Here is a 20,776-nt window from a genome sequence, read left to right on the forward strand (position 1 = left end):
GTGCGAAGCGCAGCATTAGCACACCGAGAGGGATCGACCAGTGCCAAACCACGATTATCGCGAGTTGGCTGCGGTTTTCGCCGGCGGAGCGTTGGGTGCGCTGGCCCGAGCAGCGCTGAGCGCACTCGCCATCCCCGACCCAGCCCGGTGGCCATGGCCGACGTTCACGGTCAACGTCGTCGGCGCCTTCCTGGTGGGTTATTTCACCACCCGGCTGCTGGAGCGATTGCCCCTGTCGAGTTATCGACGCCCATTGCTCGGCACCGGATTGTGCGGCGGACTGACCACTTTCTCGACGATGCAGGTCGAGACGATCAGCATGATCGAACACGGTCATTGGGGTTTGGCCGCTGCCTACTCCGTCGTCAGCATCACCCTCGGATTGCTGGCGGTGCACCTGGCCACGGTCTTGGTACGCCGAGTGCGGATACGCCGATGACGGCCTCGACGGCCCTGACGGTGGCAATCTGGATCGGCGTGATGCTCATCGGCGGTATTGGGTCCGTGTTGCGTTTTCTGGTCGATCGCTCGGTGGCCCGCCGGCTGGCCCGGACTTTTCCCTACGGCACACTGACGGTGAACATCACCGGAGCCGCGCTGCTGGGGTTTCTGGCCGGCCTGGCGTTGCCGAAAGACGCAGCCTTGCTGGCCGGCACGGGGTTCGTCGGCGCCTACACCACCTTTTCCACCTGGATGCTAGAAACCCAACGGTTGGGAGAGGACCGCCAGATGGTTTCGGCATTGGCCAATATCGTCGTCAGCGTTGTGCTCGGTCTAGCCGCGGCGCTACTCGGTCAGTGGATCGCCCAGATATGAACGAGCAATGCCTGAAGCTGACCGCGTATTTCGGCGAGCGGCAACGCGCTGTCGGCGGGGCGGGGAGGTTTCTGGCCGATGCGATGCTGGATCTGTTCGGCTCCCATAACGTCGCGACCAGCGTGATGCTGCGCGGTACCACCAGTTTCGGGCCAAAGCACGAGTTTCGCTGCGATCAATCGCTGAGCCTGTCCGAGGACCCGCCGGTGACCGTCGCCGCCGTCGACATCGAATCGAAAATCCGCTCCCTGGTCGACGACGTCACAGCGATGACCGACCGCGGCCTGGTGACCCTGGAACGGGCGCGACTGGTCACCCGGCACAGCGGCGCCGAGGAATTCGGCGACATCGACAGCCGAAACGGAGATGCCGCCAAGCTCACCATCTACGCCGGCCGCCAGGTGCGGGTTGCCGGGGCGCCGGCCTACTACACCATCTGCGAGCTTTTGCATCGACATGGATTCGCAGGTGCCACAGTGCTGCTCGGCGTCGACGGCACGGCACACGGTCGGCGCCGCCGGGCCCGGTTCTTCGGCCGCAACGTCAATGTTCCACTGATGATCATTGCCGTCGGAACGCCTGCACAGGTTGCCGTGGCCGCAATGGAACTCACCGCAGCACTGCCTAACCCGCTGCTGACCATCGAACGGGTGCGGCTGTGCAAGCGCGACGGCGAGTTGTTCGCCCGCCCCCAACAGCTGCCGCAGACCGATGACCAGGGACGCACCCTGTGGCAAAAGCTCATGGTTCACACCGCCGAAGCAACCCATCATGAGGGGCTGCCGATCCACCGAGCGCTTGTCCATCGACTGATGCAGTCCGAAACGGCGCGGGGCGCTACCGCGCTGCGCGGCATCTGGGGCTTTTACGGCGACCATAAACCCCATGGGGACAAGCTATTTCAGCTGGTGCGTAGGGTGCCGGTGACCACGATCATCGTCGACACACCCCAGGCTATCGCGCGCAGCTTCGACATCGTCGATGAGCTGACGAACTGGCACGGGCTGGTAACCAGTGAGATGGTCCCTGCGGCCGTGTCACTCACCGGGTCACGGGATGGCACGCAAAAGACCGGTGAAACCCCACTGGCGCGCTACGACTACTGAGTGCCAGCCGCCAGATTGGTCAGATCCCACGTCGGGGACGCTTACCCAACCCGCGATGCGAACATCCATTTGTCGGCCAGCGCCGATACCCAGCCCGCTACGACCTCAGGATTATCCGGTGGCACCTCGACCAACACCAACTCGTCAACGCCCAGTTCGCGAGCACATCGACATCACCAACCTGAGGATTAGCCAGGGCCACGGCCAGCCGCAGTTCGCCACGATCACGACCCGACTGTTGCCGTCGAACGATGCGACGTCGTCGCGCCATAATGTGCGCATGGGCTTCCCCTCTTATCGTGGAGACATCGCCATGAGGAGGTTAGGCGATGGAGGCACGGCGGAAGTTCGATGCCCAGTTCAAGGAAGGCGCCGTCCGGATCGTTCGGGAGACCGGCAAACCGATCGCGCAGGTTGCTCGTGAGCTCGGGATCAGTGACGGCACCCTGGGTAGCTGGGTCAGGCAGGATGAGCGCGCCCGAGACGGTGGTGACGGGCGGCTTTGCGAGAGCGAACGCGAGGAACTCAAGCGGTTGCGTGCGGAGAATGCGGAGCTGGCGATGGAGCGCGATGTTCTCAAACGCTCGGTCGCCCTCTGGGTCAAGGAAGCGATGCATCGGTAGGCCTGGCCGCTGTAATCGCCACTCAGAGGGTAGAACACGGTATCCCGCACGCGGTGTCGTGCCGCGCGCTGGGCGTGTCGCAGGCATGGTTTTACAAGTGGTGCCATAGCGATGGTTCACCACGGCGTGCACGGCGAAAAGCGTTGGCGGCCACCATCGGGTATCTGTTCGCCAAGCACAAGCGGACCTACGGATCACCGCGGATTACCGCTGACCTACGGGATATGGGGTGGCGGGTGTCGGTGAACACCGTCGCGGCGCTGATGCGCGAGCAGGGTCTGGTAGCGCGGCGCAAACGCCGCCGGCACGGCACCACGAAACCGGACAAATCCGCGCGTAAGGCCCCCGATCTGCTGGGCCGAGACTTTTCCCCGCGCGACCACCCCAACCTCGCCTGGGTGGGCGATCTGACCGAAATCCCCACCGATGAGGGCAAACTGCACCTCGCCTCAGTAATTGACCTGCATTCGCGGCGGGTGCCCGGGTTCGCCATGGGGGTGCACCATGACGCCGCGCTGGCGCGGGCGGCGCTGTGCATGGCCATTGCGGTGCGCGGCGGGTCGGTGGCCGGGGTCATTTTCCACACCGACCAGGGCGGTGAATACACCGGCGAACTGTTCGCCAGCGCTTGCCGATCCGCTCGCGTCACCCAATCGATGGGGCGTACCGGGTCGGCTCTCGACAACGCGGCCGCGGAATCGTTCAACTCGACCCTGGAATGGGAATTGTTGCGCAACAACCACTTCCACACACGTGAAGAGGCACGTCACGCGGTCGCCGCCTGGATCGACGAGTATAACGTTGAACGTCGGCATTCCACGAACGGCATGCTCAGCCCCGTCGACTACGAACGCGCCTGTGGTCAACAACGGAGTGAGCAACCAGCCGGTGAACAGCACGCCCAGAAACGGGCGGCATGAACCCAGAAGGAGACGGCTTCGCCGCCGCTGTCCTGCCCGCCGAGCGCCGCGGCAGGCTACGGGGCCGCCCCTCCGGCCTCAAGGGTCGCTACCGCGATCGCTACGCGACGGGCCTACGGCCCGCCCTTGACCCCGGAGCCTCTACGGCCCCTTCCCGCACAGCGGCACGGGCAGGAGCAGCAGCCCTGCCCACCAGACCCGCCACGGCGCCCGGCTCCTATCAAGATCAAATCCCTACAAACAAGTCTCTACGGTTACAGGGGATTGCCTCGCATTGCAGCGACGTATTCGGCGGTGCGCTCTGCGCGCCGCTCGAATGGCACTCCGAGCGTGTCGAACTCCTCCTTGGACCATCCGACGCCACGCCTAGTGTCAGCCGCCTACCACTCAACCGATCCAGGCTCGCCGCTTCTTTGGCCACTATCACCGGGTTGTGCTCAGGCAGCAGTAGCACGCCCGTCGCGACGTCCACCCGCGACGAGGTGGCAGCGGCGAAACTCAACGCGATCATCGGGTCAAGCCAATCCGCCTGTGCCGGAACCGCGATGACGCCGTCGCGGGAGTAGGGATAACACGACGCGGGCCGGTCCACCATCACGACATGTTCGCCGACCCACAAGGTGGCGAAGCCACAGTCGTCCGCCGCAACCGCGACGGCATCGACGACCGCCGGGTCGGCGCCGGCACCTATTCCAGCGCGTGCAGTCCCAGTCGCATCGCACGAGCGTCTCACACAGGCCAATTGGCATTAGCGGCCGTTGAGCAACTGCGCCAAGACGGCCGCATGGCTGCGTGCCACGTGGCGCGTCGCGGTCACCGGGGTCACAACGCTGCGCCCGGTCAGCTTGCGCAGCTCGGCTAGTGCCGCGCTGTCGTGCAGCTCCTCCTGGTAGCGCGACGCGAATTCGTCAAACCGCTCCGGCTGGTGGTGGTACCACTCGCGCAGCTCTTTGGATGGTGCGACGTCTTGCACCAGATGCCCACCCGCTGGTCATCCTTGCGGATTCCGTGCGGCCAGATGCGATCGACCAGGACACGCTGGCCGTCGTCGGGATCGATGTCTTCATAGACGCGGGCCACCCGCACCCGTGTCTCGCGCACCATTGTGCCAGCGTATAGCCGTTACCGCGGGGGCTTATCCACAGCCACCGGCGCCACCAGTTGTCCCGGTCTGTGCAGGCTGCTATTCTCGAACACATGTTCGATACATTGACCGCGATCGACCCGGATGCCGAGGAAGCGGCGTTGATCGAGCGAATCGCCGAGCTGGAGCGGCTTAAGTCGGCAGCCGCGGCTGGCCAGGCGCGGGCGGCGGCCGCTGTGGACGCCGCCCGCAGAGCCGCCGAAGGAGCTGCCGGGGTGCCGGCTGCGCGCCGTGGACGTGGGCTGGCCAGTGAGATTGCCCTGGCTCGACGAGATTCACCAGCCCGGGGCAGCCGGCATCTGGGGTTTGCCAAGGCCTTGGTTTACGAGATGCCACACACGCTGGCCGCCCTGGACTGCGGCGCCCTCTCGGAGTGGCGGGCCACCCTGATCGTGCGCGAAAGCGCATGCCTGGATGTCGCGGACCGGCGCGCATTAGATGCCGAGTTATGTGGCGACCCCGGCGACTTGGAGGGGATGGGCGATGCGCGGGTGGTCGCGGCCGCCAGGGCGATCGCCTATCGGCTGGACCCGCAGGCCGTCGTCGACCGGGCGGCCAACGCTGAAAATGACCGCACGGTCACCATTCGGCCGGCACCGGACACCATGACGTATCTGACCGCCCTGTTGCCAGTCGCCCAAGGCGTGTCGGTGTATGCGGCGCTGACCCGAGCGGCAGACACCCGCTGCGACGGGCGCTCCCGCGGCCAAGTCATGGCCGACACCCTGGTCGAACGGGTCACCGGCCGCGACACGGCGGTCCCGACCCCGATCGCGGTCAACCTGGTCATGTCGGATGAAACGCTGCTGGGTGCGGCCAACACACCGGCGCAGCTGTGCGGCTACGGTCCCATTCCTGCGGCCGTGGCACGGACCATGGTCGCTAGCGCCGTCACCGACCAGAGATCGCGGGCCACCCTGCGCAGGCTCTACGCTCATCCTCAGGCCGGGGCGCTGGTGTCGATGGAATCACGGGCGCGGCTGTTTCCCCGCGGTCTGGCCGCCTTCATCGAGCTGCGCGATCAGCGTTGCCGCACCCCCTACTGTGACGCGCCGATCCGACACCGCGACCATGCCCACCCCTGGGCCGACGGCGGCCCGACCAGCGCGCACAACGGGCTTGGGACCTGCGAACGCTGCAACTACGCCAAACAAGCCCCCGGCTGGCGGGTCAGCACAAGTGTCGACGAAAATCACACGCACACAGCCGAATTCATTACCCCGACAGGCAGTCGACACCGGTCCGGCGCCCCGCCGCACCTGCCTGCGGTCACCGTCAGCGAACTCGAGGTCCGAATCGGCATCGCGCTCGCTCGATACGCCGCCTAGTAGTGGTAGGTGTCAGTCGGAGCCGGCATGTGAACCGGTTCGTCCTCGAAGTCGGACACTTCGATGCCGTAGGCGCGGGCCAGATCGAGGATCTTGGTGGCCCGGGCAATGCGCGGCAGGTCAGACCCGTTGCGGATCTCGCCCCCGTCGCGGGCGAACTCAGCGAAAAATTCCTTCGCCCAGACGATTTCGTCCTGCGACGGGGATAGCCCCTCATTCACCACCGGACATTGGTCCGGCGAAAGGCAGATCTTGCCGGTCATGCCAAACTCGGCGGAGACGGCCGTGGCCTCGATCAGCTTGAGCGCGTTGGAGCCGATGGTCGGCCCGTCGATCGCGCTGGGCAGACCGGCGGCCCGGGCCGCGATGGTAAAGCGCGACCGCGCGTAGGCCAATGTTGCCGGGTCTTCGCCAAAGCCGGTGTCCCGGCGAAAGTCGCCGATACCGAAGGCGAGCCGGAAGGTGCCCTTGGCCGCAGCAATCTCGTTGATGCGCTCCAGACCCCGCGCCGTTTCGACCAGTGCAACGATCGGCACGTTAGGTAGTCGTTTCGCGGTCTCGGTGACATGGTCCACCGATTCGACCATCGCCAGCATCACTCCGCCAACGGGGCTATCGGCCAACATCGCTAGATCGTCCGCCCACCAAGGTGTGCCGAAGCCGTTGATGCGCACCCAGTCAGCGTTTCCGTCACCAAACCAACGCACGGCGTTGTCCCGGGCGGCATGCTTGTCTTTGGGAGCGACCGCGTCCTCGATATCGAGCACGACGATGTCGGCGCGTGAGTGCGCGGCGGACTCGAACCGGTCGCCGTGCGCGCCGTTGACCAGTAACCAACTCCGCGCGAGAACCGGATCGATACGAGACCCGGCCACCGGATCCGCCGTGTTGGTATCGACCTGTTCATACATTGAGGTCATCTAGTGTCTCTTCGCTCAGTCGATGTCGACATTGTTCTCCTTAAACCGTAGCGACGTCGCAAATCGGATTGGCAGGATGCCCCGCAAAACCCACGTCCATGGTGTTGGATGGCGTGGTGTCCGACACTCGCCGCAGCCGGACGATAGCGGCCCGGCAGCAAACCATCTGGGACGTCCTGGCCGACTTTGGTTCCTTGAGTTCATGGGTCGAGGGCGTCGACCACTCCTGCGTCTTGAACCACGGTCCCGACGGCGGAGCTCTAGGCAGCACCCGCCGCGTGCAGGTCGGCCGCAACACGCTGGTGGAGCGTGTCATCGAGTTCGACCCACCCACGACACTGGCCTACCGCATCGAGGGCCTGCCCGCCCGGCTGCGCAAAGTCACCAACCGCTGGACACTACGGCCGGCCGATCCTGTAGGCGCGGTGACGGTGGTCACCTTGACCAGCACGATCGAAATCGGCGGCAACCCGCTGGCGCGTCTGGCCGAACTTGTCGTCGGCCGCGCCATGGCCAAGCGGTCCAACACGATGCTCGCCGGGCTGGCACAACGATTGGAGGACAAACATGGCTAACCGTCCCGACATCATCATCGTGATGACCGACGAGGAACGTGCGGTGCCGCCGTACGAGTCGGCCGAGGTGCTCGCCTGGCGTCAACGCAGCTTGACCGGCCGCCGTTGGTTCGACGAGCACGGGATCAGTTTCACTCGGCACTACACCGGTTCGCTGGCGTGCGTGCCCAGCCGCCCGACGATTTTCACCGGCCAATATCCGGATCTGCACGGCGTCACCCAGACCGACGGCATCGGCAAGCGATTCGATGATTCGCGGCTGCGCTGGCTACGGGCCGGCGAGGTGCCGACGTTGGGTAACTGGTTTCGCGCGGCCGGGTATGACACTCACTACGACGGCAAGTGGCACATCTCGCACGCCGATCTGGAAGACCCCGCGACCGGTGCACCACTGGCCACCAACGACAACGAGGGCGTCGTCGACTCGGCCGCGGTGCGGCGTTACCTCGACGCCGACCCGCTCGGGCCATACGGCTTCTCCGGGTGGGTGGGCCCCGAGCCCCATGGGGCGGGGTTGGCCAACAGCGGTTTTCGTCGCGACCCGCTGGTCGCCGATCGTGTCGTCGCGTGGCTGACCGAGCGCTACGCCCGGCGGCGCGCCGGTGACACCGCCGCGATGCGCCCGTTCTTGCTGGTGGCCAGCTTCGTCAACCCGCACGACATCGTGCTGTTCCCGGCATGGGTGTGGCGCAGCCCGCTAAAGCCCTCCCCACTGGACCCGCCACACGTACCGGCGGCGCCGACCGCCGACGAGGACCTGTCGACCAAGCCGGCCGCGCAGGTCGCCTACCGGGAGGCGTACTACTCCGGATACGGCCTAACGCGTATGGTCAGCCGCAACTATGCCCGCAACGCGCAGCGCTACCGGGACCTCTACTACCGCCTGCACGCCGAGGTCGACGGGCCGATCGACCGGGTGCGCCGCGCGGTCACCGAGGGCGGATCCGAGGATGCCATGCTGGTGCGCACCTCCGACCATGGCGATCTGCTCGGGGCGCATGGCGGACTGCACCAGAAGTGGTTCAACCTCTATGACGAGGCAACCAGGGTGCCGTTCGTCATTGCCCGCATCGGCGAGAAGGCAACCCAACCGCGCACGGTCTCGGCGCCCACCTCGCATGTCGACTTGGTGCCGACGCTGCTTAGCGCGGCCGGCGTGGACGTAGACGTGGTGGCCGCGGCCCTGGCCGAATCGTTCTCCGAGGTGCATCCGCTGCCCGGTCGTGACCTGATGCCGGTCGTGGACGGGGCTTCGGCCGACGAGGGTCGGGCCATCTACCTGATGACGCGTGACAACGTGCTCGAAGGCGACACCGGCGCGTCCCTGCTGTCGCGGCAACTGGGCCGTATCGTGAATCCGCCTGCACCGCTGCGCATCAAGGTGCCCGCCCACGTCGCCGCCAACTTCGAGGGATTAGTCGTACGGGTCGATGACACCGACGCCGCCGGTGGTGCCGGGCACCTGTGGAAACTGGTGCGTACCTTCGACGACCCGGCCACCTGGACCGAACCCGGTGTGCGTCACCTGGCCACCAACGGCATGGGCGGCGACGCCTATCGCACCGATCCACTGGACGACCAGTGGGAGCTCTACGACCTGACCGCCGATCCCATCGAGGCATACAACCGGTGGACCGACCCACAACTGCACGAGCTGCGACAGCATCTGCGGATGCTGCTCAAACAGCAACGTGCGGTATCGGTACCGGAACGCAACCAACCGTGGCCGTATGCTCATCGACTGCCGCCGAGCGGGGCATCCAACGGTTTGGTGCGGCGAGTGTTGGGAAGGTTCGTGCGCTAATTGCAGAAGCTGCTATTCACCATCGGGTTGGCCCTGTTCCTGATCGGCCTGCTTACCGGATTGGTCATCCCGGCACTGAAGAACCCGCGCATGGCGCTGTCGAGCCACCTCGAGGGGGTCCTCAACGGGATGTTCCTCGTCGTGCTCGGCCTGCTCTGGCCGCACATCGATCTGCCCGAGGCATGGCAGGTTATCGCGGTGGCGCTGATCGTTTACTCCGCCTACGCCAACTGGCTGGCGACCCTGCTCGCGGCGGCCTGGGGAGCGGGCCGTAAATTCGCGCCCATCGCGACCGGCGACCACGAAGCCTCAACCGCCAAGGAGGGATTCGTCAGCTTTCTGTTGTTGTCCCTCTCGGTGGCCATCGTGATCGGCGTGGTCATCGTCATCATTGGCCTCTGACGGCGACCCGTCCAACTACGCCAGCCGCGCTAGCTCGGCCTGAAGCTTGTCCAGATATCGAAGCGTCGGGTCGCGAGGCTCGGTCGGCAGCTCCAGCAAAACCCGCTCCACCCCTAGATGCCGGTATCCCTCAAGGTCTTTAGCCGCCGCTTCACCCCACTGGCACACGGTCACCGGCACGTCGCCCCCGGCCATGGCGCGCAACCGGTCGAGCGGACGAGAAAGCTGCTCCGGTGATGGACTGATCGCGATCCACCCGGCATTGAGCCGGGCTATCCGCGGGAAGTTCGCCGGTCCCCCGCCCACATACAGCGGAGGATAGGGCTTTGTCACCGGCTTCGGCCAGCAGTAGATCGGATCGAAGTCCACATATGTCCCATGGAATTCCGCCTGCTCCTGCGTCCAGATCTGGATCATCGCGCGCAGCCGCTCGTCTGCCACGCGTCCGCGCACCGCGGGATCGACACCATGGTTGGCGACTTCTTCGCGCAACCAGCCCACGCCCACGCCGACGCGAAATCGTCCCTGCGACACCAGATCCAGCGACGCAACCTCCTTGGCCGTGACGATCGGATCGCGTTCCGGGATCAGCGCGATGCCGGTGCCCAACACCAGTGACTGGGTGGTAGCCGCCGCGGCCGCCAACGCCACAAAGGGATCCAGGGTGCGGTAATACTTCTCCGGAATTGGGCCACCGCCCGGGTAGGGGCTCTGCGTGTTGACGGGAATATGGGTGTGCTCGGCGAGGAACAGCGACTCAAACCCGCGGTGCTCGAGTGCCGCACCCAGCTCCGCCGGGCCGATTCCCTCGTCGGTGACGAACGTCAGGACACCGAATTGCATGCTTGCTCCCATCGTCTTGTGGCTGCAAGATCTGCACGACGATACGGCCGGCCGCGAGTTAGGCCAGTCCCGCATCGACCAGCAGACGTGACAGCCCGAGTTCGGCGCACTTCGTGGCTACCGGCGCCAGTTCGTTTCGCGCATCGGATTCCCGTCCGGTGGCGGCAAGCGTTTCGATATGAAGTATTTGCGCCTGCAGCGCCGCCAGCGGTCTGCGCGTACCGTCGATGGCGGCGGCGAGAGCACCGGCCCGTTGGCAGGCTTGGTCACGATCGGCGGAGTCGCCGGCGGACAACAGCCGAACCGCGGAGTCCTCGTCGAGTTCGGCTGTCATGGTGGCGATTCCATTGTCGCGGGGGATGGTGCGGGGTGCCAGCAAATCGGCGGCCACCGCCGCAGGTAGCGCGATGCCCAGCCGGATCCGCTCGTTGTTGATTCGGGCAGCCAGGCGCGGCAGCCCCAGCTGGACGGCAGTATCGGCTCCGGTGGACAGGCGATCAGCCGCACCCTCATGATCCCCCTGGGCCGCCTTGACCCGCGCGCCGATCACGTACCTGGCGGCCAGGTAGTCCACTGCACCCCCCTCGGAACCCAGCAGATAGCTCTCGTCCATGAGACGACCAGCCCCGGCCAGATCGCCGGTCTCGTAGAGCAATTCGGCGAGCAGCGAACCCGCAAGCCGCGCCGCGTGCGAGTGGGCCCCCACTGCCGTGCCGACCTCGAACGCCGTTCGGAAGTTCTGTAGCGCAGCGACAATGTCGAGCCGATTCCTGGCCGCCATGCCGCGCAAGCACTGCGCATAAACGGTGCCGAACGGTCCCATCATTTCCTGGTAGGGCGCGGCCCAGTCCAGCAGTGGATATACCTCGGCGAACTCGAAGCGGCAGATCGCGGCCAACGCCGCGGTGTTGCCGGCGGTCCCGGGGACTCGCGGGGGCAGGGTGTCCGGTCTCGACATTGCCTCGGCGAGAAGGTCATCCACGCGCTCGACCCGGTCTGCGAACACCTCGGCGACCGCCCGCAACACGTCTGCCTCGGCCCGCAGATCCGCCTGCGTCGCCTCGGGAAGCTCGGCCCGGCCAAGGGCCGTTTCGAAACGATTCAGGGCACCGGTGGCCGGCGCCGGCCGTTGCAGCAGAATGTTCGCCCACGCGATGGCGAGTTGGAGCCGGGCCCGTGAAACCACCATCGACGTCGGCAGTTTCTGCACGATTGCCAGAAGTGTGGTCATCTTTGACTGCTCCGGCAGGTTCGTTTCATCCTGCTCGACAAGATCGACGGCGCGCGCGGGATCGCCCGCGGCCAGTGCATGGTCGACGGCTTCGTGCAGGTAGCCGTTCTCGGCGAACCAGGCCGATGCCCTGCGGTGCAGTTCCGCCACCCGGTGCGACCCGCCACGTTCGAGGCGACGGTGGAGAAAGTCGGCGAACATTTGGTGGAAGCGAAACCAATTCGGGTCGTCTTCGATCCGTTGCAGGAACAAGCCGCGGTGCTCGGCCTCTTCCAGCATCGCCCGCCCATTGGTGATCCCGGCCAGCGCCGAGGCCAGCCCGCCGCACGTGCGTTCGGTGACCGATGCCACCAGTAGGAATTCGCGCAGTTCGGGTTCCAGGGTGTCCAGCACGTTTTCGCTCAGGAATTCGTGGATCACGTCACTGGCGCCGGAAAGTCCGCGCAGGAGTTGGGTCGCGTCGCCCCCGCCGCGCAGCGACAGCGCGGCCAGCCGCAGCGCCGCGGCCCACCCGTCGGTAGAGGTAGTCAGCGCCTGCACGTCTGCGCGCGGCAATCGCAGACCACCAGCATCGTTCAGCAGCGCGGCGGCCTCGTCGGTATCGAAGCGCAAAGCAGCCGAATCGATCTCGGCTAGTTCGTCGCCGATCCGCAACCTGCCCACCGGCAAACCGGCGCGAGACCAGCTGGTCACGATGAGCTGCAGGTGGTGACATCCGTTGTCCAGCAGGAAACCCAGGGCAGCTTGGGTGCGGCTGTCGGACACCCGATGCCAGTCGTCGATCACCACCGCGATCCGGTCGTCGTTTTCGTGGATTTCGTCGATCAGCGAAGTCAACACGTAGCGGCCGGCGTCATCCCCATGCTCTTCGAGCACGTGCCCCAACGACTCGGCCAGCGTGGGCCGGACCCGCCGGATCGACTCGAGCAGGTGCGACAAGAACCACACCTCGTTGTTGTCGTCGTTGTCGATTGTCAGCCAGGCGACCGCGGCGCCGTCGCGCGAGAGCTCTTCCCGCCATTGCGCCGCCAGGGTGCTTTTGCCGAATCCCGAGGGCGCGTGGATGAGGATCAGCCGGCGCCGTCCGCCGGCGCGCAGGATGTCGGTGAGCCGGCTGCGGGTGACCAGCGAGCCGGTGGGCACCGACGGCCGGTACTTGGTCGCGGGTGTCGGAGGCGTCGGGACCGTCGGGGTGCCGCCGCCGGTATGCCGATACGCCGCGTGCGCCTCGGGCGAGCGTCGGCGTTCCACGCCCAGCTCGACGGGGAGGGGCATCTCGTCGACGCTGACGCCGTTGCGGCGCTGAACGTCGCGAAGCTCCTCGCCAACGTCTGCCGCGGTCGCGGGACGATCCGCCGGATGGCGGGCCATCGCCCTTTCGATGGCGGCGGCCACGTCCGCGGGCAGTCCCTGCTTCCGCAGGTCGGGGATCGGCTGCGAGGTGATCCGCAGGAACTGGGCGATCACCCGCTCACCGCTGCGGCGCTCGTAGGCGGCATGGCCGGTCAGCGCACAGAACAACGTCGCGCCCAGGGAGTACACGTCAGAGGCGGGCGTCGGCGATGCTCCTTCGAGAACTTCCGGCGCGGTGAAAGCCGGGGAACCGGCAATCACCCCGGTCGCCGTCTCGAAACCCCCGGCGATTCTGGCGATTCCGAAATCGGTCAGCTGCGGTTCCCCGTAGTCGGTCAGCAGGATATTCCCCGGCTTCACGTCACGGTGCAGGGTGCCGACGCGATGCGCGGCTTCCAGCGCTCCCGCGAGCTTGACGCCGATCGACAGCGTCTCGCGCCAGTCCAGCGGCCCGTGCCGGCGAATCAGCGTCTCCAACGAATTCTTGGCGTGGTAGGGCATCACGATGAAGGGCCGCCCACCCGCCAACACGCCCACCTGCAAGACGGTCACGATGTGCGGGTGCCCGGAAAGGCGGCCCATGGCCCGCTGCTCGCGCAGGAAGCGCTCGAGATTGTCCCGGTCCAGGTCGGTGCTCAATACCTTGACGGCGACGGCGCGGTCCAGCGAGGGCTGGACGCAGCGGTAGACGACGCCGAATCCGCCGCGCCCGATCTCCTCGACATTGTCGAATCCAGCCTCAAGCAGTTCCGCGGGAATATTCGGGACCAGGTCCCGCCGCGTCGCGTGCGGATCAACGTCGGTCATCGACGGTCACTATCCTCGGCCGGGAGGGTATCACCACCAGTTTCATCGCCGGTGACCCCACACTATCGCCAAGCCGCGGCGTCGCGGCTCGATACCCACCGCACGCAAAAGCTCCGTTCCCAGACCAACGGAGGGAAGGACCGGCACCAGTTGACATACGAGCAGTTCGCTCGTATGTTGACGCTGATGGGGCCGAGCGATCTGTGGACGGTGGAACGCGCGGCGCGCCATTGGGGCGTGAGCGCGTCGCGCGCTCGCGCTATCCTGTCGAGCCGCCACATTCACCGGGTCAGCGGCTACCCCGCGCAGGCGATCAAGGCGGTCACCCTGCGCCAGGGTGCGCGCACCGACCTCAAATCCGCCAACCATCTCGTGCCGGCCGCACAAGCGTTCACCATGGCCGAGACGGGTGCCGCGATCGGAGAGACCGAAGATGAGCGGGCACGACTGCGCATTTTCTTCGAGTTCCTCCGCGGCGCCGATGAGACCGGGACATCCGCGCTCGATCTCATCGTTGACGAGCCCGCGCTGATCGGTGAGCACCGGTTCGATGCTTTGTTGGCCGCGGCTGCGGAATACATTTCGGCGCGCTGGGGCCGGCCTGGACCCTTGTGGTCGGTGAGTATCGAACGGTTTCTGGACACGGCCTGGTGGGTCAGCGACCTCCCGTCGGCACGAGCGTTTGCCGCCGTGTGGACGCCGGCGCCGTTCCGGCGCCGCGGCATTTACCTAGATCGCCACGACCTCACGAGCGATGGAGTGTGTGTCATGCCCGAACCGGTGTTCAACCGAACCGAGCTCCAGCGGGCGTTCACTGCCCTGGCGGCCAAGCTGGAACGCAGAGGCGTTGTCGGTCAGGTGCACGTTGTCGGCGGGGCGGCGATGCTACTCGCCTACAACTCCCGTGTCACCACTCGCGATATCGACGCGTTGTTCTCAACTGACGGGCCTATGCTCGAAGCGATTCGTGAGGTCGCTGACGAAATGGGTTGGCCGCGAACGTGGCTCAACAATCAGGCCAGCGGTTACGTCTCCCGCACACCAGGTGAAGGCGCCCCCGTTTTCGATCACCCATTCCTGCATGTCGTAGCCACACCCGCGCAGCACCTTCTCGCGATGAAAGTCGTTGCGGCACGCGGCGTGCGTGACGGCGAAGACATTCGCCTCCTGCTCGATCGGCTGCGAATCACCAGCGCGGCCGGCGTATGGGAGATTGTCGCACGCTACTTTCCCGCCGAAACCATCACCGACCGGTCGAGGCTCCTCGTCGAGGACCTCCTCAACCAATAGCAGACCACTAGCAGTGAAGCCACCGCCGCCGCGCGCAGCACCCCAGTGTCATGGATTATCCATGATTCAGGCGTCCCCAATGCGAACCGCTTCTGTCAGTCGGGGCTGGGGTTTCACCACCCGTTTCACCGACCGCTGACCCCACCATAGGCTCGATACTGCCGGGGTGTCATCCCAAACCAGCGCCGGCACGACCGGTTGAGCGCGCTCTGCTCGGAATAGCCGAGCAGCACCGCGATTTGGCTCAGATACAACCCCGGTTGGGCGAAGTATCTTGCCGCTTGCGCACGGCGTTCGCGCTCGATGAGGTCATGGCACCGGAGGCCCTCGGCAGCCAAGCGCCGCTGCAGCGTTCGTGGGTGCATGTCGAGTTGGTCGGCGATGGCCTCGGCGCTGCATTGGCCGGTCGGCAGCAGGCGGCGGGCCAACCCGACGACCCGCTCGGAGAGCGTGGCATCGCTCGGAAGGTATTGGGATTCCAAATATTTCGTGGCGATGCGCTTGGTTTCCGGATCCGCATGGTCGATGGGCCTACCGGCGAGCCGGTGGTCCACCTCGAACCCGCACCATGTCCGGCCGAACCGAACGGTACAACCCAACGCTTCGCGGTAGGCGGCGTCGGTGCCCAGTTGCGCATGTCGGAACGAGAAAACGCGCGCCCGCGCCTGCGGTCCGCCCAGCAGGCGGATCATCCGGGCGGCGTTGGCCATGCTCAGCTCGTATCCCTGCAGCGGATAGGGAATCCCCGGTTCGGTCACCTCATAGCCGAACCGGACGTTGGACCGTGCGGTAGTTGATGAAACCGTCAGCGTCAGGGCGGGCGAATGGACGTAGAGGTAGCGACCGATCGCCTCCAGCCCGCCGAACAAGGTGGCAGCGTTGCGTGCGATCACCGCTACCGGGCCGAGAATGCCCAGGCCCTGCCAGCGTGCAAGGCGTAGTCCGAAGTCCGGACAATCGAGCTCGGCGGCGCTGGCCTCCAGCATGCGCACGAACCCGGCCAGCGACATGAACGCGTCCTCTTGGTGTTCGATGCCCGGCGGGATATCGAAGCGCCGCAGAAACGGCAGCGGGTCCGCGCCGAGCTCGCGCATCAGGTCGGTGTACCCCCACAGGTTGGTGGCACGGATGAGGCTGCCCAGCTCCATCACCTCCTGTCGGAAAATGATAAAAGTCTGTCGCAAAGTGTCAATACTTGGCGGGGGTCCTCCACCATCCTGGAGCCATGAACCAGCATTTCGACGTCCTGATCATCGGCGCCGGCCTATCCGGCATCGGGACGGCCTGTCACGTGACGGCCGAGTTCCCCAACAAGACAATCGCCCTCCTGGAGCGACGGGAGCGCCTGGGCGGCACCTGGGACTTGTTCCGCTACCCGGGAGTTCGTTCGGACTCCGACATGTTCACCTTCGGCTACAAGTTCCGCCCGTGGCGCGACGTGAAGGTGCTCGCCGACGGCGCGTCGATCCGGCAGTACATCGCCGACACCGCCACGGAGTTCGGCGTCGACGAGAAGATTCACTACGGCCTGAAGGTCAACACCGCCGAGTGGTCGAGCCGGCAGTGCCGTTGGACCGTCGCGGGCGTGCACGAGGCGACCGGCGAAACCCGGACCTACACCTGCGACTACCTCATCAGCTGCACCGGCTACTACAACTACGACGCGGGTTATCTGCCGGACTTCCCCGGCGTGGACCGGTTCGGCGGCCGGTGCGTGCACCCGCAGCACTGGCCCGAAGACCTCGATTACGCCGGCAAGAAGGTCGTCGTCATCGGCAGCGGCGCAACGGCGGTCACTTTGGTTCCGGCGATGGCCGGCTCCAACCCCGGCAGTGCCGCGCACGTGACGATGCTGCAGCGATCCCCGTCGTACATCTTCTCGCTGCCGGCGGTCGACAAGATCTCCGAAGTCCTGGGCCGCTTCCTGCCGGATCGCTGGGTCTACGAGTTTGGCCGCAAGCGCAACATCGCCATCCAGCGAAAGCTCTACCAGGCCTGCCGGCGCTGGCCCAAGCTGATGCGGCGACTGCTGCTGTGGGAGGTACGACGCCGCCTCGGCCGCTCCGTGGACATGAGCAACTTCACCCCGAACTACCTGCCGTGGGACGAGCGGTTGTGCGCGGTGCCCAACGGCGATCTGTTCAAGACGCTGGCCTCGGGCGCGGCGTCGGTGGTGACCGATCAGATCGAGACCTTCACCGAGAAGGGCATCCTGTGCAAGTCCGGCCGGGAGATCGAGGCCGACATCATCGTCACCGCGACCGGTCTGAACATCCAGATGCTGGGCGGGATGCGACTCATCGTGGACGGCGCCGAATACCAGCTGCCGGAGAAGATGACCTACAAGGGTGTGCTGCTGGAAAACGCCCCCAACCTGGCCTGGATCATCGGCTACACCAACGCGTCATGGACCCTGAAGTCCGACATCGCCGGCGCCTACCTGTGCCGGCTGCTGCGGCACATGGCCGACAACGGCTACACGGTGGCAGTCCCGCGCGACGCGCAGGACTGCGCGCTGGACGTCGGCATGTTCGACCAGCTCAACTCCGGCTACGTCAAGCGCGGCCAGGACATCATGCCGCGCCAGGGATCCAAGCACCCGTGGAAGGTGCTCATGCACTACGAGAAGGACGCCAAGATCCTGCTCGAAGACCCCATCGACGACGGCGTGCTGCACTTCGCCGCAGCGGCCCAAGACCACGCGGCGGCCTGAGCATCATGAACCTGCGCAAGAACGTCATCCGGTCCGTATTACGTGGTGCCCGGCCACTGTTCGCCTCCCGCCGGCTGGGCATCGGCGGCCGTCGCGTCCTGCTGGCGACGCTGACGGCCGGCGCGCGCGCCCCCAAGGGCACCCGCTTTCAGCGCGTCAACATCGCCGGTGTCCCGGTCCAGCGGGTGCAACCCCCCCATGCGGCAACCAGCGGGACGCTGATCTACCTGCACGGCGGTGCCTACGCCCTGGGCAGCGCCCGGGGCTACCGCGGCCTGGCCGCCCAGCTCGCGGCGGCGGCCGGAATGACGGCGCTGGTCCCCGACTACACCCGCGCACCGCACGCCCACTATCCAGTGGCCCTCGAAGAGATGACTGCGGTGTACACCCGCCTGCTCGACGACGGGCTCGACCCGAAAACGACCGTCATCGCCGGTGATTCGGCTGGCGGAGGGTTGACCCTGGCGCTGGCCATGGCGCTGCGCGATCGCGGCATCCAGGCCCCGGCCGCACTCGGCCTGATCTGCCCGTGGGCCGATCTCGCCGTCGACATCGAAGCGACGCGACCGGCGCTGCGCGATCCGCTCATTCTTCCGTCGATGTGCACCGAATGGGCGCCGCGCTACGTAGGGTCCTTCGATCCGCGGCTGCCCGGTATCTCCCCGGTCTACGGCGACTTCAGCGGCCTGCCGCCCATCGTCATGCAGACCGCGGGCGACGATCCGATCTGCGTCGACGCGGACAAGATCGAAACCGCCTGCGCCGCTTCGAAAACAAGCATCGAGCATCGCCGGTTCGCGGGCATGTGGCACGACTTCCATCTGCAGGTCAGTCTGCTCCCCGAAGCCCGCGACGCGATCGCCGACCTCGGGGCAAGGCTGCGCGGCCACCTCCACCAATCGCAGGGACAACCACGGGGAGTAGTCAAATGAGCTCATTCGAAGGCAAGGTCGCCGTCATCACCGGAGCCGGCTCGGGCATCGGCAGAGCGTTGGCACTCAACCTCTCCGAGAAACGCGCAAAGCTTGCCCTTTCCGATGTCGACACCGACGGGCTGGCCAAAACCGCGCGCCTGGCTCAAGCGCTCGGCGCGCAGGTGAAGTCGGACCGGCTCGACGTCGCCGAACGCGAGGCGGTGCTGGCCCACGCCGACACCGTCGTCGCACATTTCGGCACCGTGCACCAGGTCTACAACAACGCCGGCATCGCGTATAACGGCAACGTCGACAAGTCGGAGTTCAAGGACATCGAGCGCATCATCGACGTCGACTTCTGGGGCGTCGTCAACGGCACCAAAGCCTTTCTGCCGCACGTGATTGCCTCCGGCGACGGACACATCGTCAACATCTCCAGCCTGTTCGGGCTGATCGCGGTGCCCGGTCAGTCCGCCTACAACGCGGCCAAGTTCGCGGTGCGCGGCTTCACCGAGGCGCTGCGCCAGGAGATGCTGGTCGCCAGGCACCCGGTCAAGGTGACGTGCGTGCATCCCGGCGGCATCAAAACCGCCGTCGCGCGCAACGCCACCGTGGCCGACGGCGAGGACCAGCAGACGTTCGCGGAGTTCTTCGACCGCCGGCTGGCGCTGCATTCGCCGGAGATGGCCGCCAAAACCATCGTCAACGGAGTCGCCAAGGGCCAGGCCCGCGTCGTGGTCGGCCTGGAGGCCAAAGCCGTCGATGTGCTCGCGCGCATCATGGGCTCGTCGTATCAGCGGCTGGTTGCCGCCGGCGTCGCCAAGTTCTTCCCCTGGGCCAAGTAGGCCCATAGAGTTCTAGAAAGGGACACCACGATGAAAACCACCGCGGCGGTACTGTTCGAGGCGGGCAAACCGTTCGAGCTGATGGAGCTCGATCTCGACGGGCCGGGTCCGGGCGAGGTGTTGGTCAAATACACCGCCGCCGGGCTGTGCCATTCCGACCTGCACCTCACCGATGGTGATCTGCCACCGCGGTTCCCGATCGTGGGCGGCCACGAAGGGTCCGGGGTCATCGAGGAGGTGGGTGCCGGCGTCACCAGGGTCAAGCCCGGAGACCACGTGGTGTGCAGCTTCATCCCGAACTGCGGGACTTGCCGCTACTGCTGCACCGGCCGGCAGAACCTGTGCGACATGGGGGCCACCATCCTGGAGGGCTGCATGCCGGACGGCAGTTTCCGATTCCATTCCCAGGGAACAGATTTCGGCGCCATGTGCATGCTGGGCACGTTCGCCGAGCGGGCCACCGTCTCGCAGCATTCGGTGGTGAAGGTGGACGACTGGCTGCCACTGGAAACCGCGGTGCTGGTGGGCTGCGGCGTGCCGTCCGGTTGGGGCACCGCGGTCAATGCCGGAAACCTGCGGGCCGGCGACACCGCCGTCATCTACGGCGTCGGCGGCCTGGGCATCAACGCGGTCCAGGGCGCGACCGCCGCCGGCTGTAAGTACGTCGTGGTGGTGGACCCGGTGGCTTTCAAGCGCGAGACCGCGCTCAAGTTCGGCGCCACCCATGCCTTCGCCGACGCCGCCAGCGCGGCGGCCAAGGTCGACGAACTCACCTGGGGGCAGGGCGCCGACGCGGCGCTGATCCTGGTGGGCACCGTCGACGACGAGGTGGTCTCGGCCGCGACCGCGGTGATCGGCAAGGGCGGCACCGTCGTCATCACCGGGCTGGCGGACCCGGCCAAACTCACCGTGCACGTCTCCGGAACCGATTTGACGCTGCACGAGAAAACGATCAAGGGCTCGCTGTTCGGTTCCTGCAATCCGCAATACGACATCGTGCGGCTGCTGCGCCTCTACGACGCCGGCCAGCTGATGCTGGACGAACTCGTGACCACCACCTACACCCTCGAACAGGTGAACCAGGGCTACCAGGATCTGCGGGACGGCAAGAACATTCGGGGCGTCATCGTGCACTGACCAGC

General features: G+C 66.2%; 18 protein-coding genes and 2 pseudogenes. 14 read left to right on the forward strand and 6 right to left on the reverse strand.

Annotated features, from left to right (window positions below; all coding sequences use genetic code 11):
• Nucleotides 1–40: 40 nt before the first annotated feature.
• The 5 genes from crcB (MCAN_RS16275) to MCAN_RS16295 all read left to right on the forward strand — a co-directional run bounded on the left by crcB (MCAN_RS16275) (nucleotide 41) and on the right by MCAN_RS16295 (nucleotide 3,465).
• Entirely contained in the window at nucleotides 41–439 is a 399-nt protein-coding gene (gene crcB / locus MCAN_RS16275; RefSeq protein WP_003416045.1) for a fluoride efflux transporter CrcB, read from the forward strand.
• A complete protein-coding gene (gene crcB, locus MCAN_RS16280) occupies nucleotides 436–816 on the forward strand; it encodes a fluoride efflux transporter CrcB (protein ID WP_003416046.1) in 381 nt (126 codons plus the stop codon). Before crcB (MCAN_RS16275) ends, crcB (MCAN_RS16280) begins: the two co-directional genes overlap by 4 nt.
• Entirely contained in the window at nucleotides 813–1,922 is a 1,110-nt protein-coding gene (locus MCAN_RS16285; RefSeq protein ID WP_003901532.1) for a DUF190 domain-containing protein, read from the forward strand. The genes crcB (MCAN_RS16280) and MCAN_RS16285 overlap by 4 nt, the downstream gene beginning before the upstream one ends.
• Nucleotides 1,923–2,251: 329 nt before the next feature.
• Nucleotides 2,252–2,545, forward strand: coding sequence for a transposase (locus MCAN_RS16290; protein WP_015287736.1), 294 nt, complete (start codon nucleotides 2,252–2,254; stop codon nucleotides 2,543–2,545).
• Between the two features lie 14 nt (nucleotides 2,546–2,559).
• A complete protein-coding gene (locus MCAN_RS16295) occupies nucleotides 2,560–3,465 on the forward strand; it encodes an IS3 family transposase (protein WP_309509548.1) in 906 nt (301 codons plus the stop codon).
• A gap of 269 nt (nucleotides 3,466–3,734) precedes the next feature.
• Here the strand turns inward: MCAN_RS16295 and MCAN_RS16300 are convergent.
• Both MCAN_RS16300 and MCAN_RS16305 read right to left on the reverse strand, forming a co-directional pair.
• Nucleotides 3,735–4,182, reverse strand: a pseudogene (locus tag MCAN_RS16300) (LLM class flavin-dependent oxidoreductase); the annotation flags it as partial.
• Between the two features lie 31 nt (nucleotides 4,183–4,213).
• Nucleotides 4,214–4,569: pseudogene (locus MCAN_RS16305) on the reverse strand (DUF488 domain-containing protein).
• A 93-nt stretch (nucleotides 4,570–4,662) separates the two neighbouring features.
• On the opposite strand from MCAN_RS16305, the gene MCAN_RS16310 reads away from it, so the two are divergent.
• The gene (locus MCAN_RS16310; protein WP_014001566.1) at nucleotides 4,663–5,937 is read left to right on the forward strand and encodes an HNH endonuclease; all 1,275 of its coding nucleotides are present in this window, start codon (nucleotides 4,663–4,665) and stop codon (nucleotides 5,935–5,937) included.
• Here the strand turns inward: MCAN_RS16310 and MCAN_RS16315 are convergent.
• Nucleotides 5,934–6,848: an HpcH/HpaI aldolase/citrate lyase family protein gene (locus tag MCAN_RS16315; RefSeq protein ID WP_003912070.1), complete on the reverse strand. Its 915-nt coding sequence runs from the start codon at nucleotides 6,846–6,848 to the stop codon at nucleotides 5,934–5,936. The two genes, MCAN_RS16310 and MCAN_RS16315, sit on opposite strands and share 4 nt — an antisense overlap.
• Nucleotides 6,849–6,955: 107 nt before the next feature.
• Here MCAN_RS16315 and MCAN_RS16320 point away from each other — a divergent pair, with 107 nt between their 5' ends.
• Genes MCAN_RS16320 through MCAN_RS16330 form a run of 3 tightly spaced genes read left to right on the forward strand, consistent with a single transcriptional unit; the run spans nucleotide 6,956 to nucleotide 9,638 of the window.
• Nucleotides 6,956–7,432: an SRPBCC family protein gene (locus MCAN_RS16320; RefSeq protein WP_003416053.1), complete on the forward strand. Its 477-nt coding sequence runs from the start codon at nucleotides 6,956–6,958 to the stop codon at nucleotides 7,430–7,432.
• A complete protein-coding gene (locus MCAN_RS16325; protein WP_003901535.1) occupies nucleotides 7,425–9,236 on the forward strand; it encodes a sulfatase-like hydrolase/transferase in 1,812 nt (603 codons plus the stop codon). Before MCAN_RS16320 ends, MCAN_RS16325 begins: the two co-directional genes overlap by 8 nt.
• On the forward strand, nucleotides 9,237–9,638 hold the full coding sequence (locus tag MCAN_RS16330; RefSeq protein WP_014001567.1) for a hypothetical protein: 402 nt from the start codon (nucleotides 9,237–9,239) through the stop codon (nucleotides 9,636–9,638).
• Nucleotides 9,639–9,653: 15 nt separating this feature from the next.
• Here the strand turns inward: MCAN_RS16330 and MCAN_RS16335 are convergent, their stop codons facing one another.
• Together MCAN_RS16335 and pknK are read right to left on the reverse strand one after the other, a co-directional pair.
• Nucleotides 9,654–10,481, reverse strand: coding sequence for an LLM class F420-dependent oxidoreductase (locus MCAN_RS16335; protein ID WP_014001568.1), 828 nt, complete (start codon nucleotides 10,479–10,481; stop codon nucleotides 9,654–9,656).
• 58 nt (nucleotides 10,482–10,539) lie between these two features.
• Nucleotides 10,540–13,872 (reverse strand): serine/threonine protein kinase PknK, encoded by a 3,333-nt coding sequence (gene pknK / locus MCAN_RS16340; RefSeq protein WP_014001569.1) that lies wholly within the window; start codon nucleotides 13,870–13,872, stop codon nucleotides 10,540–10,542.
• Nucleotides 13,873–13,923: 51 nt separating this feature from the next.
• Between pknK and MCAN_RS16345 the strand changes: the two genes are divergently transcribed.
• The gene (locus tag MCAN_RS16345; RefSeq protein ID WP_014001570.1) at nucleotides 13,924–15,162 is read left to right on the forward strand and encodes a nucleotidyltransferase; all 1,239 of its coding nucleotides are present in this window, start codon (nucleotides 13,924–13,926) and stop codon (nucleotides 15,160–15,162) included.
• A 125-nt stretch (nucleotides 15,163–15,287) separates the two neighbouring features.
• Here MCAN_RS16345 and MCAN_RS16350 read toward each other — a convergent pair whose 3' ends face one another.
• Nucleotides 15,288–16,310, reverse strand: coding sequence for an AraC family transcriptional regulator (locus MCAN_RS16350; RefSeq protein WP_014001571.1), 1,023 nt, complete (start codon nucleotides 16,308–16,310; stop codon nucleotides 15,288–15,290).
• 77 nt (nucleotides 16,311–16,387) lie between these two features.
• Between MCAN_RS16350 and MCAN_RS16355 the strand changes: the two genes are divergently transcribed.
• The 4 genes from MCAN_RS16355 to MCAN_RS16370 are packed head-to-tail and all read left to right on the forward strand — an operon-like array spanning nucleotide 16,388 to nucleotide 20,771.
• Nucleotides 16,388–17,875, forward strand: a complete 1,488-nt coding sequence (locus tag MCAN_RS16355) for a flavin-containing monooxygenase (RefSeq protein WP_014001572.1) — start codon at nucleotides 16,388–16,390, stop codon at nucleotides 17,873–17,875.
• Between the two features lie 5 nt (nucleotides 17,876–17,880).
• Nucleotides 17,881–18,807, forward strand: coding sequence for an alpha/beta hydrolase (locus tag MCAN_RS16360; RefSeq protein WP_014001573.1), 927 nt, complete (start codon nucleotides 17,881–17,883; stop codon nucleotides 18,805–18,807).
• Entirely contained in the window at nucleotides 18,804–19,634 is an 831-nt protein-coding gene (locus MCAN_RS16365) for an SDR family NAD(P)-dependent oxidoreductase (RefSeq protein ID WP_014001574.1), read from the forward strand. The genes MCAN_RS16360 and MCAN_RS16365 overlap by 4 nt, the downstream gene beginning before the upstream one ends.
• A gap of 30 nt (nucleotides 19,635–19,664) precedes the next feature.
• Complete coding sequence (locus tag MCAN_RS16370) at nucleotides 19,665–20,771, forward strand: NDMA-dependent alcohol dehydrogenase (RefSeq protein WP_014001575.1); 1,107 nt, start codon at nucleotides 19,665–19,667, stop codon at nucleotides 20,769–20,771.
• Nucleotides 20,772–20,776 lie beyond the last annotated feature (5 nt).

The sequence above is a fragment of the Mycobacterium canetti CIPT 140010059 genome (genome assembly GCF_000253375.1).
Classification (GTDB): Bacteria; Actinomycetota; Actinomycetes; order Mycobacteriales; family Mycobacteriaceae; genus Mycobacterium; species Mycobacterium tuberculosis.

Coding starts and splice junctions, on each gene's coding strand:
- crcB (WP_003416046.1), top strand. CDS start 436: ATGACGGCCTCGACGGCCCTGACGGTGGCAATCTGGATCGGCGTGATG.
- MCAN_RS16285 (WP_003901532.1), top strand. CDS start 813: ATGAACGAGCAATGCCTGAAGCTGACCGCGTATTTCGGCGAGCGGCAA.
- MCAN_RS16290 (WP_015287736.1), top strand. CDS start 2,252: ATGGAGGCACGGCGGAAGTTCGATGCCCAGTTCAAGGAAGGCGCCGTC.
- MCAN_RS16310 (WP_014001566.1), top strand. CDS start 4,663: ATGTTCGATACATTGACCGCGATCGACCCGGATGCCGAGGAAGCGGCG.
- MCAN_RS16315 (WP_003912070.1), bottom strand. CDS start 6,848: ATGTATGAACAGGTCGATACCAACACGGCGGATCCGGTGGCCGGGTCT.
- MCAN_RS16320 (WP_003416053.1), top strand. CDS start 6,956: ATGGTGTTGGATGGCGTGGTGTCCGACACTCGCCGCAGCCGGACGATA.
- MCAN_RS16325 (WP_003901535.1), top strand. CDS start 7,425: ATGGCTAACCGTCCCGACATCATCATCGTGATGACCGACGAGGAACGT.
- MCAN_RS16335 (WP_014001568.1), bottom strand. CDS start 10,481: ATGCAATTCGGTGTCCTGACGTTCGTCACCGACGAGGGAATCGGCCCG.
- pknK (WP_014001569.1), bottom strand. CDS start 13,872: ATGACCGACGTTGATCCGCACGCGACGCGGCGGGACCTGGTCCCGAAT.
- MCAN_RS16350 (WP_014001571.1), bottom strand. CDS start 16,310: ATGGAGCTGGGCAGCCTCATCCGTGCCACCAACCTGTGGGGGTACACC.
- MCAN_RS16355 (WP_014001572.1), top strand. CDS start 16,388: ATGAACCAGCATTTCGACGTCCTGATCATCGGCGCCGGCCTATCCGGC.
- MCAN_RS16360 (WP_014001573.1), top strand. CDS start 17,881: ATGAACCTGCGCAAGAACGTCATCCGGTCCGTATTACGTGGTGCCCGG.
- MCAN_RS16365 (WP_014001574.1), top strand. CDS start 18,804: ATGAGCTCATTCGAAGGCAAGGTCGCCGTCATCACCGGAGCCGGCTCG.
- MCAN_RS16370 (WP_014001575.1), top strand. CDS start 19,665: ATGAAAACCACCGCGGCGGTACTGTTCGAGGCGGGCAAACCGTTCGAG.